16 protein-coding genes and 3 tRNA genes are annotated in these 16691 nt (G+C 65.2%); 10 read left to right on the top strand and 9 right to left on the bottom strand.

Annotated elements, in window-relative coordinates:
• Positions 1-6: 6 nt before the first annotated feature.
• A complete protein-coding gene (gene dapA, locus FHT08_RS16580) occupies positions 7-915 on the bottom strand; it encodes a 4-hydroxy-tetrahydrodipicolinate synthase (RefSeq protein ID WP_047130367.1) in 909 nt (302 codons plus the stop codon).
• A 93-nt stretch (positions 916-1008) separates the two neighbouring features.
• Here dapA and FHT08_RS16575 point away from each other — a divergent pair, with 93 nt between their 5' ends.
• From FHT08_RS16575 to thiD, 7 genes are all read left to right on the top strand, one after another.
• Entirely contained in the window at positions 1009-1635 is a 627-nt protein-coding gene (locus FHT08_RS16575; RefSeq protein WP_104606736.1) for a glycine cleavage system protein R, read from the top strand.
• 13 nt (positions 1636-1648) lie between these two features.
• On the top strand, positions 1649-1999 hold the full coding sequence (locus tag FHT08_RS16570; protein WP_047130307.1) for a ribonuclease E inhibitor RraB: 351 nt from the start codon (positions 1649-1651) through the stop codon (positions 1997-1999).
• 37 nt (positions 2000-2036) lie between these two features.
• A complete protein-coding gene (locus FHT08_RS16565; protein WP_104537799.1) occupies positions 2037-2519 on the top strand; it encodes a peroxiredoxin in 483 nt (160 codons plus the stop codon).
• Between the two features lie 82 nt (positions 2520-2601).
• Positions 2602-3999 (top strand): PhoH family protein, encoded by a 1398-nt coding sequence (locus FHT08_RS16560; protein ID WP_104537800.1) that lies wholly within the window; start codon positions 2602-2604, stop codon positions 3997-3999.
• Positions 3999-4481 carry a hypothetical protein gene (locus FHT08_RS16555; protein ID WP_104606734.1) on the top strand — a complete coding sequence of 161 codons (483 nt, stop codon included), beginning with the start codon at positions 3999-4001 and terminating at the stop codon, positions 4479-4481. The genes FHT08_RS16560 and FHT08_RS16555 overlap by 1 nt, the downstream gene beginning before the upstream one ends.
• 6 nt (positions 4482-4487) lie before the next feature.
• Positions 4488-5159 carry a YoaK family protein gene (locus FHT08_RS16550; protein WP_104537802.1) on the top strand — a complete coding sequence of 224 codons (672 nt, stop codon included), beginning with the start codon at positions 4488-4490 and terminating at the stop codon, positions 5157-5159.
• A gap of 37 nt (positions 5160-5196) precedes the next feature.
• On the top strand, positions 5197-6006 hold the full coding sequence (thiD, locus tag FHT08_RS16545) for a bifunctional hydroxymethylpyrimidine kinase/phosphomethylpyrimidine kinase (RefSeq protein ID WP_166775823.1): 810 nt from the start codon (positions 5197-5199) through the stop codon (positions 6004-6006).
• On the opposite strand, the gene FHT08_RS20090 is transcribed toward thiD, so the two are convergent.
• Complete coding sequence (locus FHT08_RS20090) at positions 5955-6902, bottom strand: hypothetical protein (RefSeq protein ID WP_243849064.1); 948 nt, start codon at positions 6900-6902, stop codon at positions 5955-5957. The two genes, thiD and FHT08_RS20090, sit on opposite strands and share 52 nt — an antisense overlap.
• A 24-nt stretch (positions 6903-6926) precedes the next feature.
• On the opposite strand from FHT08_RS20090, the gene FHT08_RS16535 reads away from it, so the two are divergent.
• Both FHT08_RS16535 and FHT08_RS16530 read left to right on the top strand, forming a co-directional pair.
• A tRNA-Arg gene (locus FHT08_RS16535) sits at positions 6927-7003 on the top strand.
• A 110-nt stretch (positions 7004-7113) separates the two neighbouring features.
• Positions 7114-7190 (top strand) — tRNA-Arg (locus FHT08_RS16530).
• A 142-nt stretch (positions 7191-7332) separates the two neighbouring features.
• Here FHT08_RS16530 and FHT08_RS16525 read toward each other — a convergent pair.
• Positions 7333-8325, bottom strand: coding sequence for a DedA family protein/thiosulfate sulfurtransferase GlpE (locus tag FHT08_RS16525; RefSeq protein ID WP_166775821.1), 993 nt, complete (start codon positions 8323-8325; stop codon positions 7333-7335).
• Between the two features lie 44 nt (positions 8326-8369).
• Positions 8370-9314: a LysR family transcriptional regulator gene (locus FHT08_RS16520; protein WP_166775819.1), complete on the bottom strand. Its 945-nt coding sequence runs from the start codon at positions 9312-9314 to the stop codon at positions 8370-8372.
• A gap of 133 nt (positions 9315-9447) precedes the next feature.
• Here FHT08_RS16520 and FHT08_RS16515 point away from each other — a divergent pair, with 133 nt between their 5' ends.
• Positions 9448-10149, top strand: a complete 702-nt coding sequence (locus FHT08_RS16515) for a pirin family protein (protein ID WP_166775817.1) — start codon at positions 9448-9450, stop codon at positions 10147-10149.
• A 315-nt stretch (positions 10150-10464) separates the two neighbouring features.
• On the opposite strand, the gene FHT08_RS16510 is transcribed toward FHT08_RS16515, so the two are convergent.
• The 5 genes from FHT08_RS16510 to recX form a co-directional block, all read right to left on the bottom strand.
• Entirely contained in the window at positions 10465-12432 is a 1968-nt protein-coding gene (locus tag FHT08_RS16510) for a methyl-accepting chemotaxis protein (RefSeq protein ID WP_208409096.1), read from the bottom strand.
• Between the two features lie 235 nt (positions 12433-12667).
• Positions 12668-12760, bottom strand: a tRNA-Ser gene (locus FHT08_RS16505).
• A gap of 84 nt (positions 12761-12844) precedes the next feature.
• Positions 12845-13057, bottom strand: a complete 213-nt coding sequence (gene csrA / locus FHT08_RS16500; RefSeq protein ID WP_003481884.1) for a carbon storage regulator CsrA — start codon at positions 13055-13057, stop codon at positions 12845-12847.
• A gap of 138 nt (positions 13058-13195) precedes the next feature.
• On the bottom strand, positions 13196-15844 hold the full coding sequence (gene alaS, locus FHT08_RS16495; protein ID WP_166775812.1) for an alanine--tRNA ligase: 2649 nt from the start codon (positions 15842-15844) through the stop codon (positions 13196-13198).
• A 101-nt stretch (positions 15845-15945) separates the two neighbouring features.
• Positions 15946-16434 carry a recombination regulator RecX gene (gene recX, locus FHT08_RS16490; protein WP_016904266.1) on the bottom strand — a complete coding sequence of 163 codons (489 nt, stop codon included), beginning with the start codon at positions 16432-16434 and terminating at the stop codon, positions 15946-15948.
• Between the last annotated feature and the right edge of the window lie 257 nt (positions 16435-16691).

The raw sequence follows: 16691 nt of genomic DNA, 5'->3' as shown, positions 1-16691 counted from the left end.
CCTGGGTCAGGCCGCGAGCATTTCGCGGCTGGAAAGCGCTTCCAACGCAACAGCGTCGGCGGCAAGGCGGTCGGCGGCAGGCTGGTGCGCCGCAGAGAGGGGCAGTAACGGCAGACGCAGGCCGTGCCCGATCCCGGCGCGCTGCAGCAGCGCCTTGACCGGGATGGGATTGGATTCGATCCCGCAGAAACTGTGGTACTCGCTCAGGCGTGCGTCCCACATGGTGGCGCCTTCGCGCTGGCCGTCGCGGGCCAGATCGCACAGCCGCCGGTACGCCGACGGCAACGCGTTGGACGCCACCGAAATCAACCCGTCGGCGCCGGACAGCATCGCCTGCGCGGCGCTGCCGTCGTCACCGCTGAGCACCACGAAGGACTCGCTGCGCAGCGCCACCAGCGCGGCGACGCGCTCCGGTTCGCTGCGCGCTTCCTTGATGCCGACGATGTTCGGATGGCCGACCAGCGCGGCAACCGTCTCCGGCAACAGGTCGCATCCGGTGCGCCCGGGCACGTTGTACAGCACTACCGGCAGCCCGCCGTTGTCGGCAACCGCCAAAAAATGCGCCTGCAGGCCGGCCTGGGTCGGACGCACGTACGGCGGCGTCACCACCAGCGCGTACCGCGCACCCAGCGCCGCGGCACGCTGCGTCTGCGCGATGGTCTTGGCGGTGCCCGACAGGCCGGTACCGGCCAGCACCGGCACGCGGCCTGCCACCTGCGCAACGGCGGCACGCAACAAGGTGTCGTACTCCTCGTCGCTCAATGCCGCGGCCTCGCCGGTGGAACCGGCGACGACGATTCCCTGCACGCCGCCGTGCAGTTGCTGTTCCAGCAACCGCCGCCAGGCATCCAGGTCGAGTGCGCCGTCCGGACCGAAAGGGGTCGCCAGCGCGGTGATGATGCCGGAAAGGGACAAGATTCTGCTGCTCTTACGTGACAGGAAAGGCCCGCGCGCACGCGGGTTGCGGGGCACCTGCATGTTACTTGCGGCGCGAAACCACGGGCAAGTATGCTGGTCACCGCCAGGGCGCCTGCCCGGGCGGCCATTCAGCCTGATGCAATGCCGGAAGCCCCTTTGACCGACTCGACTCCCCGGCCTTCGCCGACCGAAAACCACCTCCTGATCAACGCCTACACGACGCATCCGGAGTCCCCCCTGTTGCCCGTCACCCGCCGCATCGCCGACAGCGGCTGCAATCTCGTGGACGCCCGCCTGGCTACGGTGGGGCGCGATGTCTCGGTCACCGCCCTGGCCACCGGCTCCTGGGATGCGGTCGCTAAGCTCGAAGCGATGCTGACCCGGCTCGAGCGCGAGGAAGGCCTGAAGCTGGTGTGGTACCGCACCGGCCCCAAGCAGACCCAGTCCAACCTGCTGCCCTACATCGTCGAAGTCATCGCCGCCGACAAGCCGGGCATCCTGTTCCAGCTGGCCGACTTCTTCGACCGCCAGGGCATCACCATCGAGAACCTGCAGAGCACGCGTTACCGCGCCATGCAGACCGGCGCGGAGATGTTCTCTGCGCAGGTGACGATCGGCGTGCCGGCCAACATGCACATCGCCGCGCTGCGCGATGATTTCCTGGAATTCTGTGATCACCTCAATCTCGACGCGATCATGGACCCGATGAAGTTCTGAGGCAGACGTTCCGATGGCCATTGCCCTTTCCGCGCTGAAACAGATGTTCGCGCACATCCGCTCCGAGACCGACTGGAATCTCGACGGGCCGTTGCGCTGGGAGTATTTCTTCGCCGACCCGGCGCAGCAACCGCTGCAACACCTCGCCGAGCAACTGACCCAGGACGGCTATCGGGTCATCGACATCTTCCTGGGCGAACGCGACGAAGACGATGGCGACGACGAGGAATCGTACTTCCTCCACGTGGACAAGCTGGAACAGCACACCATCGAGTCGCTGAATCAGCGCAATGCGCAGTTCGATGCGCTTGCCAAACGTTTCCATGTAGCTGCTTATGATGGGATGGACGTCGGTCCGGCATGACCGCGCCGTACGCCCCTCCACTTAGGGCTGAGCAACGATGACCGACGCTGTATTCGAACTACCCGCTGCAAGCTTGGACCTGCCACTGTCGCTGTCCGGCGGCACCCAGACCACGCTGCGCGGCTACGCCGGCAAATGGGTGGTGCTGTATTTCTATCCGAAGGACAGCACGCCCGGCTGCACCACCGAAGGCCTGGACTTCAACGCACTGCTGCCGCAGTTCACACAGGCCGGCGCGGTCGTGCTGGGTGTCTCGCGCGACTCGGTGAAGTCGCACGACAACTTCTGCGCCAAGCAGGGGTTCGCCTTCCCGCTGATCAGCGATGGCGAGCAGGCCCTGTGCCGCGCCTTCGATGTGATCAAGGAAAAGAACATGTACGGCAAGCAGGTGCTGGGGATCGAACGCAGCACCTTCCTGCTGTCACCCGAGGGGGCCGTGGTGCAGGCCTGGCGCAAGGTCAAGGTCGCCGGCCATGCCGACGCCGTGCTGGCCGCGTTGAAGGCGCACGCCGGACAGTGATGCCCCCTGGTTTCCCGTGTCCTCCATCACCCTGCCCCGCAGGCGTGATGGCTCGCCCCTGCTCCATCACTTGGAAGACCCAATGACCCAAGGCAAGCGCATCTACGTGCTGGACACCAACGTGCTGATGCACGATCCCACAGCGCTGTTCAAATTCGAGGAACACGATGTGTTCCTGCCGATGCAGGTGATCGAGGAACTCGACAACGCCAAGAAGGGCACGTCCGAAGTCAGCCGCAATGCGCGCCAGGTCAGCCGCTTCCTGGACGAACTGCTGGAGAACACCAACGCCGAGCAGATCCAGGCCGGCATCCTGCTCAGCCATCCGCAGGGTATCCAGCTCAAGGGCCAGGCGGCGATCGGCCGGCTGTACTTCCAGATCCACCCGATCGACCCGGGCCGCACCTTCGGCGCAATGGTCCCGGACAACAAGATCCTGGCCTCGGTGCTGGCGCTGTGCGAAGAGCATCCGGATGTGCCGGTCATTCTGGTGTCCAAGGACATCAACCTGCGCATCAAGGCCTACATCAGCGGCCTGAACGCGGAGGACTACCAGAACGATCGCGCGCTGGACGACTTCAGCCTGCTGTTCACCGGCGCCATCGAGCTGCCGGACAACTTCTGGGAAAAGCACAATCAGGACCTGCGCAGCTGGAACGAGCGTGGCCGCACCCATTACGAGATCGTGCTGGCCGACGACGAAGACTGGTATCCGAACCAGTACCTGTATCTGCCGGGCGAGGATGAAGTGGAACTGCGCGTTGCCAAGGTCGGCGGCGGCAAGGCCACGCTGTGCCTGGTCGATGATTTCCGCAGCGGCCAACACGCGGTCTGGGGCATCGTGGCGCGCAACCGCGAGCAGAACTTCGCGCTCAACGCCTTGATGGACCCGGAGATCGACTTCGTCACCCTGCTCGGCACCGCCGGTACCGGCAAGACCCTGCTCGCGCTGGCCGCCGGCCTGGCGCAGACGATGGATCAGCAGCGTTACCGCGAAATCATCATGACCCGCGCTACCGTCAGCGTCGGCGAAGACATCGGCTTCCTGCCCGGTACCGAAGAGGAAAAGATGACGCCGTGGATGGGCGCGCTGACCGACAACCTGGAAGTGCTCACCCACAACCAGGACGGCGGCTCCTGGGGGCGTGCGGCCACCAACGACCTGCTCGCCAGCCGCATCAAGATCCGTTCGATGAACTTCATGCGCGGGCGCACCTTCCTGTCGCGCTACCTGATCCTGGACGAGGCGCAGAACCTCACCCCCAAGCAGATGAAGACGCTGATCACCCGTGCCGGCCCCGGCACCAAGATCGTGTGCCTGGGCAACGTCGAACAGATCGACACACCCTACCTCACCGAGACAACTTCCGGCCTGACCTACGCGGTGGACCGCTTCAAGGCCTGGCCGCACAGCGCGCATATCACGCTGCGTCGCGGCGAGCGTTCGCGCCTGGCCGACTTTGCCTCGGAGGTGCTGTGATGCACATGCTGCGCGGCGCTGCGGCGCTTGCCGTCATGGCACTGGCCGGTTGCGCGACCGCGCCGCCGCCAGCAAGCGTGCCGACCAACCTCAAGAACGGGCAGTCCTGGGTCATCACCCGCCAGGGCATTGCCGAGCAGGTGCTGGACACCTGCTCGCGCGACAGCCCGGCGCGTCATCCGGGCCAGGTCACCGGCTACTGGACACCGAGCCAGCAGCAGATCGAACAGCTCGAATCCAGGCAGGATGCCTTGACCCCGACCATCCCCGAGCCGCGCGATTTCGACCGCCAGTACGTGGGTGTGGTGATCCAGGGCCAGCAGCTGATCTACATCAATGCCTTCAGGCTGCCCAACGATCCGCCAGTGAAGCCGGCCAAGGAAGCGATCCGGGTGTGCGACGGCGGCAGTGCCTTCTGGGGCGCGCTGTACGACCCGCAAACCGGCGCGTTTTCGCAGGTCGCCGTCAACGGCACACCCTGACCGGCGATGGGAATCCTGCTGCCGCGCTGGGTCTGGATGGGCGCGGTGGCATTGTCGGGCGTGGCCGGCATGGTCAACGTGGTCGGCTACCTGGGCTCAGAGCACCAGGTGGTCAGCCACCTCACCGGTACCACCAGCCTGCTCGGCGTGGCCCTGGTGCAGAACAGCGCGCCGGAGATCGGTTTTCTCTGGGGCATCCTGATCGCCTTCTGCGCAGGCGCCATGCTCAGCGGCCTGATCATCCAGGACGATGTCCTGCGGCTGGGGCAGCGCTACGGTGCGGCGCTGCTGCTCGAAGCGTTGCTGTTGCTGGCTGCGATCCCGCTGTTCAAGCTGCACCATGTCGGCGGCGCGCTGGTCGCCGCAGGCGCCTGCGGCCTGCAGAACGCCATGGCCACCACCCTCAGTGGCGCGGCGGTCCGCACCACCCATCTGAGCGGCATGTTCACCGACCTGGGCATCGGCCTGGGGCACCTGCTGCGCGGGCGCCCGCTGCAGGTGCGCCGGCTCACGCTGAGCGGACTGATCATCGGCGGCTTTCTCGGCGGCAGCATGCTCGGCACCTGGCTGTTCCAACGCTGGCACTATGACGCGCTCTACCTGCCGGCCGGCCTCACCGGATTGACCGGTGCAGGCTATGTTGGCTACCTGCAATGGCGTCGCTGGCGTACGCGATGATCCGCACAACCACCAGGCAGCAGGGCAGACTCCACGCATGACCACGTCCAGCACGCTGTGCGCCCTGACCATCGCCGGCTCCGATTCCGGCGGTGGTGCCGGCATCCAGGCCGACCTCAAGACCTTCGCCGCGCACCGTGTGCACGGCCTGTCGGCGATCGCCGCACTGACCGCGCAGAACACGCGCGCCGTCACCGCGGTGCATCTCCCGCCGATCGCGTTTTTGCAGGCGCAGGTCGATGCCTGCTTTGCCGATTTCCAGATTCAGGCGGTCAAGCTTGGCATGCTCGCCAATGCCGAGGTCATCCATTGCGTGGCCGATCTGCTTGAAACCCATCGCCCACCATTCGTGGTGCTCGACCCGGTGATGGTGTCCACCAGTGGCGCCCGCCTGCTCGAAGATGCCGCGCTGGAGGCCCTGCGCGCGCGCCTGCTGCCGCTGGCCACGCTGATCACACCGAATACGCCCGAAGCCGAACTGCTGACCGGCCGCCGCATCGACGGTAGCGACGCCGCCGAGCACGCCACCGCCGCCCTGCTCGAACTCGGTGCCAACGCGGTGCTGCTCAAGGGCGGCCACCTGCACGAGGGCACGCGGGTGATCGACCGCTTCGATGACGGCGTCATCCAGGACGTGTTCATGCATCCGCGTCTGCAGGTCGATGCGCACGGCACCGGCTGCAGCCTGTCGGCGGCCATTGCCGCGCAGCTGTGCCAGGGCCTGTCCCTGCGCAATGCCTGCGAAGCGGCGATCGACTACGTCGCGCGCGCCATCGGCCTCGGCCATAGCCCCGGTCACGGCGAGGTGCTGGTGCTGGACCATTTCGGCGCCGCGCCCAGCCCATGAGCGTGCAGGCCAGCACGCTTGCCGTCGCCGCCGCGGATGGACACGCCTGGCAGGTGCTGCGCCACGCACCGGCGCGGCCGATCGCCAGCCTGCTGTGGCTGCCGGCACTGGGCGTTGCTGCGCGACACTACCAGCCGTTCGCGCACGCCCTGGCTTGCGCCGGCATCGCGGTGTATCTGCACGAGTGGCGCGGCCATGGCAGCAGCACGCTGCGCCCCTCGCGCCAGCACGACTGGGGCTATCGCACGCTGCTTGCCGACGATATCCCCGCCAGCCGGGCGCTGCTCGACCTGCATGACCCGCGGCTGCCGTGCATGCTGGGCGGTCACAGCCTGGGCGGCCAACTGGCTTGCTGCCATGCCGCGTTGCAGCCCACACGGATTGCGCAGCTGTGGCTGGTCGCCAGCGGCTCGCCGTACTGGCGCAATTTTCCGGTACCGATGCGCTACGGCCTGCCACTGATCTTCCGGCTGCTGCCATGGCTGGCACGCACGCAAGGCGTGCTGCATGGACGAACGCTCGGTTTCGGCGGCACCGAGGCGCGCAGCCTGATCGCCGATTGGGCGCAGGTCGGTCGCAGCAATCGTTATCGTGCGGCCGGCACCTCGTGGGATCTCGAGCAGGCGCTGGGCCAGCTCGAGATGCCGATCAGTGCAGTGACCTTCGCACGCGATTGCTTCGGCCCGCCCGGCGCCTTGCAAGCCTTGCTGCAGAAAATGCCGCAGGCACGCGTCGAACTCGTCGCCTTGGACGATGCGCAACTGGGCGCGCGCAGCGATCACTTCGCCTGGATGAAGACGCCTGCCGCCGTGGCCGCTGCGCTGCGCCGGCGTCTTGGCGATGAGGGGGTAGCGACAATCGAATGTCACAAAGGGATTGACGAGGACTCCGGGCATCCGCATAATTCCGCTCCTGACGACGCGCCCGTAGCTCAGTTGGATAGAGTACCTGGCTACGAACCAGGCGGTCGGGAGTTCGAATCTCTCCGGGCGCACCATCTTCAGAAACAATAAGAGACAGCCTTCAACCGCTGTCTTTTTAGTTACAAAGGTCCGATCGCACCGCGAAGGATCTGCAAGTTAGGAATGCAAGTCAAAACAAGATAATGCGCCCGTAGCTCAGTTGGATAGAGTACCTGGCTACGAACCAGGCGGTCGGGAGTTCGAATCTCTCCGGGCGCACCAATCTTTAAGAAAACGACCAGCTTGCTGGTCTTTTTTTTGCCTGTCGTTCGAGTGCACGGCGTGGCTGCGCTGGTACGCAGCGAACATGACGCAGCAACTGTCAAAGACCAGCATGTGCGCCGCAAACACCGCGTCACTGCGGTCAGGCCATCGCACCCAGCGCATCGGTCCGGGCAACCACCGCCACCGGCAGCAGCGAGGTCACCGGATGCCCGGCGTCGCGCCACGCATCCAGCCCACCCAGCAACGGCCGCACGTCGCGATATCCGCGCTCGCGCATCCGACCGGCCAACCACGCCGCCGACACCTCGTCCGGACACGCGCAGTAGATCACCACGCTGCGATCGCGCGGCACGCTGGCCAGGATCTGCGCGAGCTGACGCTCGTCGGCGAACACCGCGCCGGGAATCGTGTACGGCTGCAGATCGCGATGGCCCGGCGCCCGGATATCCAGCACCGTCGGCCGTAGCGCTTGGTCGCCATCGAGCAGCGGCACCAGTTCCTCCACCGCGATACGCGCATGCTCCAGCGAGCGCAGCAAGACATGCCGCCGCCACCAACGCCAGCCGACATAGCAAGCCAGCGACATGGCCAGCACGACAACCGCCCCGGACCCCAGATCGGACAGCACTGCGAGCACGCCCTGCACCTGGTGCGCAAACAGCGCGCCCAGGCTCAGCCCGACCAACGCCCACAGCGACGCACCCAGGGCGTCGTAGCGCAGGAACGCCGCCGGGCGCACCCGCATCGCACCGGCCATCGGCACCGAGACCATCGACAAACCGGGCACGAACTTGGCCACCGTCAATACCCGCACACCCCAGCGCGAGAAGAACCGCTCGGTCTTTTTCATGCAGGTATCGCGTGACAGCGACAGCCGGCACAGCGACTGCAAGGTGCGATTGCCGAAACGGCGGCCGGCCAGATACCAGGCCAGGTCGCCGAGCAGACTCGCCAGCACCGATACTGCCAATGCCGTCAATCCGGCCAGCCATGCATCGCTCCCGCCCTGCAGCGCGTAGCTAGCACCGACCAGCACCAGGGTCGGCAGCGCCGGCACCGGCAGGCCCAGTGACAACGCCAGCACGTTGGCAAACACCAGCGCCAATCCGTACTGTTCGATCAAGCCTTGCATGCGGCGACCCTGCGCGACGGCGAGGGCCCATTATCCGCCCTTCCTCACGCGCGCGACTGCCCGGCGGCGGCGGAACGATACGTTTCGGCAAGCGACTGCAGCCAGCCATCGAACAGTCCCTCCCGACGTAGTGCGCGCCGCCACCAGCCCAGTGCCTCGCCCTCCTCGCCCGGCCGCCATGCCAGGTAGAAGGTTTCGTCGGGTTTGCGGGTTTCCACCTGCAGCTCGCACAGCCTGCCGTCCTGCAGCGCGCCGCGCGCATACGGCTCGGGCAGAAAGCCGTAGCCGGCACCGGCCAGCTGCAGTTGCAGCTTGGCCTGCATGTCCGGCACGGTGAGCACATCGCGCGCGGAGAGCAGGCCCACCGTGCGTGGCAGCAGACGCCGCGCCGAATCCGCCACCGCGATCGCACGGTGTTCGGCCAGCTCGGCCGCGCCCAGGGTGCCGGCGCCCGCCAGCGGATGCGTGGAGGCCACCGCGAACACGAATCGCAGCGTGCCGATCGCCTCGGCGACATAGCCGCCACCGCTCGGCCCCTCGCCTGCCGCGACGATCAGATCCACGCGCCGATCCAGCAGCGCCTCCCAGCTGCCGGACAACGATTCGCTCAACGCGCGCAGACGTGTGCTATCGGCCACCGTGTAGAAGTCCAGGATCTGCGCCTGCAGCAAGGCCACCGGCAGGATCGCATCCAGCCCGATCGCAAAGTCCGACTCCCAACCCGAGGCCACCCGCCGTACCCGCACCTCCAGCTCCTGCGCGGCCCGCAGCAGCTGCCGCCCTTCACGCAGCAGCTCACGCCCGGCCTGGGTCGGTGTCGCCTTCGGACCGACCCGTGCGAACAGCTGCACGCCCAGATCGTCCTCCAGCTTGGAGACCGTGTAGGAAATCGTCGACGGCACCTTGAACAACACCTTGGCCGCGGCCGTGAACGAGCCGCGGCGGTCGATCGCATCCAGGATCTGCAACGCTTCCAGGCTGATCTTCATTATTCGATTTTTTCGATGATAACGACCAAATCTACTCGCTTTTTGACGCCGATGCGGAAGTAGAGACTACCCATCAAGTGGCCGAAACACCGACTCACTCCCGGCAACACCGACCCTTTCAAGGAGAAGCAGCATGCTGAATGTCCGCAAGAGCGAAACCCGTGGCCGCGCCGAACATGGCTGGCTGTCCTCGCGTCACACCTTCTCCTTCGCCAGTTACCACGACCCGCGCCACATGGGCGTCGGCCCGCTGCGGGTGATCAACGAAGACAAGGTGTCTCCAGGCGAAGGCTTCGGCACCCACGCCCACCGCGACATGGAGATCATCTCCTACGTCCTGGGCGGCGCACTGGAGCACAAGGACAGCATGGGCACCGGCTCGGTCCTGCACTACGGCGATGTGCAGCGCATGAGCGCCGGCAGCGGCGTCACCCACAGCGAGTTCAATCACTCCGCCAGCGAACCGGTGCACTTCCTGCAGATCTGGGTGATGCCCGAACGCAACGGCATCGAGCCCAGCTACGAGGAAAAGCATTTCGATACCGACAGCAAGCGTAACCAGCTGCGCCTGATCGCCTCACCCGGTGGCGAGGACGGCTCGCTGCGCCTGCACCAGGATGCGCGCCTGTATGCCTCGATCCTCGATGGTCAGGTGCGTCTGCAGCAGCCACTGGCCGAAGGCCGCATCGGCTACGTGCAGGTGGCGCGCGGCAGTTTGCGCGTCAACGGCCAGGCGTTGTCGGCCGGTGATGCGCTGCAGATCACCGACGAGCCGGAGATCGTGCTGGCCGATGCACGCGATGCAGAAGTAGTGGTGTTCGATCTGCCGAAGTAAGAGCGACTGACAGAACGACTGCGCAGCCACCAGGCGGGCGCGGCCGGTACTCGGATTGCTGCGCGCCGTCCGCACCGCCTGACGACTGCTCGCTACGTTTTGCTAACCGCTCCAAGCGTCCCCCGCCCAACGTGCAGCGTGCTGCAGACAAGCCCACACGCTGCGGGCTGGGACTTTGCCCACATCAAGAAGCCCGCTTCCGGCGGGCTCTTTGTGCTCGATCAAAGTTGCAAGCAAGGCGCGGGCGATGACGCATGCTACGCATGACGCAGTCGCGTCCACACCGCCGCACAGCACTGCATCACTGCGCGGGGATCACGCAGCCTGTGGCCGGGCAGGCCTGGCAAGCGGTTGGACCGGGGACTCACTCTGTACGGCAGCGGCCTCTGTGCCGTCATCGCCATCGCCATTGACCAAGGCAAACAGCGCATCGGCATCTGCTTCCAGTACACGCGCCGAGCGTGCCAGATTGTCGACCATCTGCGCCTGATCGCGCGCCTGCACACCGATCGATTGCAGCGCGGTGTTGGCGGTGGAAATATCCCGCGCCTGCTCCTGACTGGCAGCGGCAATCTGCTCCACGGTCTCAGTGACCCGCAGCACCGAGCTGACCATGTCCTGCATCACCATCCCGGCCTGCTCGGCCAGGCGCGAACCATCGCCCGCCTGGTCGGTCGCGTTGTCGATCAAGCCACGGATTTCCTTCGCCGAGACGCTACAGCGCTGCGCCAGGCTACGCACTTCGGTCGCTACCACGGCAAATCCACGCCCCTGCTCGCCAGCGCGCGCCGCTTCCACGGCTGCATTCAGGGCCAGGATATTGGTCTGGAACGCAATGCCGTCGATCACCTCGATGATCTGGCCGATGCGATCGGTGGCCAAGCGAATGCCGGCAGTGGTCTTGACCATGTCGGCGATGACGGTGGCGCCGCGTCGCGCAACATCGGCCGATGCCTCGGCCATGCGCTGCGCCGAACCTGCGCTGTCGGAATTGGTGCGTACGGTTTCTGCCAGTTGATCGATGGTGAACGAGGTCTGCGCCACGGCCGCCGACTGCGTGGACGACCGGCTCACCAGCTCCTGATTGCTGACCGAAATATGGTGCGACTCGCGTTGTACGTTCTGCGCGACGCTCATGGTCTGCTGCATCAACCGACGCATGCGCTCGGCCGAGCGCACCTGACCGGTGACATCGGTGGCGTACTTGACCACTTTGTACGCGCGCCCGGATACATCCAGGATCGGGTTGTAGGACGCCTGGATCCATACCGAACTCCCGTCCTTGCGCAGCCGCCGGTAGCGGCCCGCGTCGAACTGCCCGCGCGCCAGCTTCGCCCAGAAATTCCGATAGTCTTCGGAGGCGCCGTAGCTTGCGTCCACGAAGACGCGGTGATGCTGGCCGATCGCCTCCTCGGCGGAGTACCCCAAAATGGCCAGGAAGTTCTCGTTGGCACTGAGTACACGCCCCTCCAGATCGAACTCGATCACGCCCATCACCTTGTCGATGGCCTGGATGCGTCCATCGGCATCGGCCGAATCGATCACCTGACGGGTCACGTCGGTCGCGTACTTGACCACCTTGTACGGCCGCCCGTGCTCGTCGAGTACCGGGTTGTAGGACGCCTGGATCCACACCTCGCTGCCGTCCTTGCCAATGCGCTTGTAGCGGCCGGCATCGAACGCGCCACGCCCGAGCGACTCCCAGAACGCACGATAGGCCGCGGACTGACGCGTTTGCGTGTCCACGAACATGCCGTGATGCTTGCCGCGGATCTCGTCGAGCCGGTAGCCCATGACGGCAAGGAAATTCTCGTTGGCATCGAGCACCGTGCCATCCAGCGAGAACTCGATGACCGCCATGACCTTGTCGATCGCCTCGATGCGGCCTTCGAAATCGGCGGTCTGACGCACCTGCGCGGTGATGTCGGTGGCGTATTTGATCACCCGATAGGCCTTGCCCGCGCGATCCAGCAACGGGTTGTACGAGGCGTTGATCCATACTTCGCGCCCGTTCTTGTCCAGGCGGCAGAATCGCCCGGCATTGAAGTCGCCGTGGCGCAGCGCCTGCCAGAACTGTCGATAGCTTTCGCTGTCTCGATCCCCGGAGGTCACGAACATGCGGTGATGCTGACCGACGACCTCGTCCAGCTGATAACCCATTAGGGACAGGAAGTTCTGGTTCGCATGCAGGATGCGGCCATCAAGATCGAACTCGATCACCGCCATCACCCGGTCCACCGCATCGGCCTTGTGCTGCAGCCCACGGCTCCGGAAAGAAAACAGGCGTCCAAGCAGCGGCGGTAGGCGCATTGGGTTGAGATCCGAGAGAGGTGTCACAGCCTTAGCGACCCACGCCAGGGTTACTTGAATCGCTGCCTGCCGCGCGTTTGTGGCAATTCAGACGGTGCCGCCGGTGTTGCTGCCGGTCGTGCACGGTTGCCGTCAGCACACCCCTCACCTATCCGTCGACACAAATGAAAACGCCCGCAAATCAGCGATTTGCGGGCGTTTAGAACACTGGCGGAGCGAGAGGGATTCGAACCCTCGATAGAGTTTTTGACCCTATACTCCCTTAGCAGGGGAGCCCCTTCAGCCGCTCGGGCATCGCTCCAGTTTTTTGCGTCCTGCCGCGTTGTCCGTTGCAGGCCGCGAAGAATACCGGGTAAGAGGGGCTAACGTAAACCCTTTATGACGATCAATTCGAAGAATCGTCGCCGTGATGCGCACCGGACGCGACCGGCTCATCTCCACGCTGGATCCGCTGATAGATTTCTTCGCGGTGTACGGCAACATCTTTCGGTGCGGTGATGCCGATACGCACCTGATTACCCTTGACGCCGAGCACGGTCACAGTGACCGAGTCGCCGATCATCAAGGTTTCGCCTACCCGGCGAGTGAGGATCAACATTGTGCAAATCTCCTGGAACCGGTGGGTTTCCCACCAGCATCGGCGGCCTGCGGACAAGGCGCGCCCTAGGTAAAGGGAATAGACCGGAAATGGTAGCGGGACACCCTGCCAACCAGCAAGGCATACCAGGACAGGTGTTCAGCCCAAGTGTTGCTTGACCCAGGAGGGCACGCCTTCCAGCGCGGTCGTAAGGGCGGGACCATCCTCGCCACCACCCTGGGCGAGATCCGGACGACCACCGCCCTTGCCACCGATCTGACTGGCGATATGGGCGAGGAGTTCCCCCGCCTTGACCTTGCCGGTTGGGCTTCCGTTCACGCCGGCTACGAGCGCAACCTTGCCGGCAGCAGCGCCTGCCAACACGACGACCGAATCGCCCAACTGCTGCTTGAGACGATCCATTGCATCGCGCAAGGCCTTGGCGTCGAAGCCCTCTAGACGCACGGCGATCACCTTGACTCCCGCCACATCGACAGCGTTGGAACCCAGGTCTGCAGTCGCGCCGGAGGCCAACTTGGCCTTGAGCGACTCCAGCTCACGCTCAAGCCGCTTCTGACGCTCGGTGAGCGCGCGAACCTTGTCGACTACCTCGGTGGCATTGCCGCCGAGCAGGCTGGCCGCCTCGTGCAGACGTCGCTCTTCATCGGCAACATGGTCCAGCGCACCCTGCCCGGTCACCGCCTCGATACGACGCACGCCCGAGGACACACCGCCTTCGGAGGTGATCTTGAACAAGCCGATGTCGCCGGTGCGGGTGACATGGGTGCCCCCACAGAGCTCGGTGGAATAGCCGCCCATCTTCAGCACGCGCACGTTCTCGCCGTACTTTTCGCCGAACAGAGCCATCGCGCCGAAATCCAGCGCCTCCTGCATAGCCATGTTGTGCACTTCGACGCTGTGGTTGGTGCGCACCTCGGCATTGACCTTGCGTTCGATCACAGCGAGCTCTTCTGACGTGATCGGCTGGAAGTGCGAGAAGTCGAACCGCAACCGGTCCGGCGCGACCAACGAACCCTTCTGCTGCACGTGGGTGCCCAGCACCTCGCGCAAGGCCGCATGCAGCAGATGCGTGGCCGAGTGGTTGAGGATGGTCTTGCCGCGACGCTGCACGTCGATCCCGCCCGCCAGCACATCGCCCAATGCGAGCGCACCTTCGGCGATGCGCCCCACATGGCCATGAAACTGACCGGCAAACTTCTGGGTGTCGGCGATCTCGATGGAGACATCGCTGCCGCTCAACTGGCCGCTATCGCCGACCTGACCACCGGACTCGGCGTAGAACGGCGTGCGATCGGTGAACACGATGACCTCGTCGCCTGCTTCCGCCCGCTCGACCGGGCGGCCCTGCTTGAGCAACGCAACGACCTTGAGCGCATCGGCGTCGTAGGCCTCGTAGCCCAGAAACACCGTCGGCGACATGGTGGCGACCAGATCGGCCGGCAATGCGACGCCGCCACCGAACTTGCCGGCGGCACGCGCGGTCTCGCGCTGACGCTCCATGGCGAACTCGAAGCCCTCCATGTCCACGCGCAAGCCGCGCTCGCGTGCGATATCGGAGGTCAGATCGACCGGAAATCCGTAGGTGTCGAAGAGGCGAAACGCATCGGCACCGGGGATCACTTCCTGCGCGCGTGCGGCGACGTCGTCGAAGATCTTCATGCCGGCGTCCAGCGTCTCGGCAAAACGCTCTTCTTCGGCCAGCAACGCGCGCGCAACGGTCTCCCGCGCGACCACCAGTTCCGGATAGGCCTCGCCCATCAGCTCGACCAGGGTCGGCACCATCTTGCTGAAGAACGGCTGGCGTACTCCCAACATCCAGCCGTGGCGCAGCGCACGCCGGATGATCCGGCGCAGCACATAACCGCGGCCTTCATTGGACGGCAGCACACCATCGACGATCAGGAACGAACAGGCGCGGATGTGATCGGCGATCACCCGCAGCGACTTGTTCTCCAGATCGGCGACGCCGGTCAGCGCACTGGCCTTGCCGATCAAGGCCTGGAACAGATCGATCTCGTAGTTGGTATGCACCTGCTGCAGGATCGCAGCCAGACGCTCCAGGCCCATGCCGGTGTCCACGCACGGCGCCGGCAACGGCACCAGGGTGCCGTCGGGCTGGCGGTCGAACTGCATGAAGACCAGGTTCCAGATCTCGATGAAGCGATCGCCATCCTCGTCCGGCGAACCGGGTGGACCACCGGCGATATGGTCGCCATGGTCGAAGAAGATCTCGGTGCACGGGCCGCACGGGCCGGTATCTGCCATCTGCCAGAAGTTATCCGACGCGTATGGCGCGCCCTTGTTGTCGCCGATACGCACGATGCGGCTTTCCGGAATGCCGATCATGTCGCGCCACAACGCGAAGGCTTCTTCGTCGGTGTGGTAGACCGTGACCAGCAGCCGCTCGGCCGGCAACTTCCAGACATGGGTCAGCAACTCCCAGGCCCAGCTGATGGCGTGCTTCTTGAAATAGTCGCCGAACGACCAGTTGCCCAGCATCTCGAAGAAGGTGTGATGGCGCGCGGTGTAGCCGACCGAGTCCAGATCGTTGTGCTTGCCGCCGGCACGCAGGCAGCGCTGCACGTCGGCCGCGCGCACGTAGCTGCGCTTCTCCGCACCGAGGAAGACGTCCTTGAACTGGACCATGCCGGAATTGGTGAACAGCAAGGTCGGGTCGTTGCCCGGCACCAGCGGTGCGGATGGCACGATGGTGTGGCCTTTGCCCTCGAAAAACGCGAGGAAGTCACTACGGATCTGGGAAGTGCTGAATTTGGCGGGTGCGTTCATGTGCTGGCATTGGGCGGGCGGTAGTCCCGGTCACCCAATGAGATGTGGGCGCAGATGAGCGGAACAACCTGAAACCACGAAGGGTAGCAGGCCTGACGCCCTCAGTCCTCAAGGTCGAAGCGCGTGGCGCTCCGAATGCTGTTGCCATCAAAACCACGCCGGGCCAGCAGATCGGCGGCCTTGCGCCGTTGCGGCAGATCGGTTGGACCCTGGTCGCCAAAGCGACGGCGGATTAGATCACGTGCGTTTTCGGTCCAGTCGCCTTCAAATGTCGCCATTGCGGCGCTGATGGCATCGCTGTCCAGGCCATGGGTGCCGAGTTCGGCGCGGATATGCAGTGGGCCGTAGCCCGAGCCTGCACGATTGCGTACGACCGAGGCCGCAAAACGGGTGTCGTCCTGCCAACCCTCGTCCGCCAGGCGCTCCACGGCCGCCTGGGCAGCGTCCGGCTCGATACCGCGCGCCAGCAGCTTGCGATTCAATTCTTTGCGCGAATGCTCGCGCCGCACCAGTAATCCCAGTGCACGTTGGACCGGCGTCTGTTCCTTGAACCGGCGTCCCCGCTTTGGCGCGGGCTGTTGCTCGTCCATCGTGGGTGCCCCGAGTACCAAAATCACACAACCTCAATGCGCCATCCATGGCGCCTGCCCTCCTGGCCTTCGATAGATCTACCGCGGGAAGCAACGGCACTGACTCCGCCGTCCCCGCGATGGAAAACCTGCCGCAGCCATCAGCGCTGCCAGTCCCCATCAGGCGGACGCGGCAGCCAGGCAGAACGGGGCTGGCCCACTCGGACGTCCCGGTTCGCGCTTGCCGCCACACCTGCCTGATGACGACTCGTCCCGCC

Source organism: Xanthomonas sp. CFBP 8151 (assembly GCF_011761885.1).
Classification (GTDB): Bacteria; Pseudomonadota; Gammaproteobacteria; order Xanthomonadales; family Xanthomonadaceae; genus Xanthomonas; species Xanthomonas arboricola_B.
Note: the sequence above shows the minus strand (reverse complement) of the source record. Positions and strands in the feature narration are given on the sequence as shown.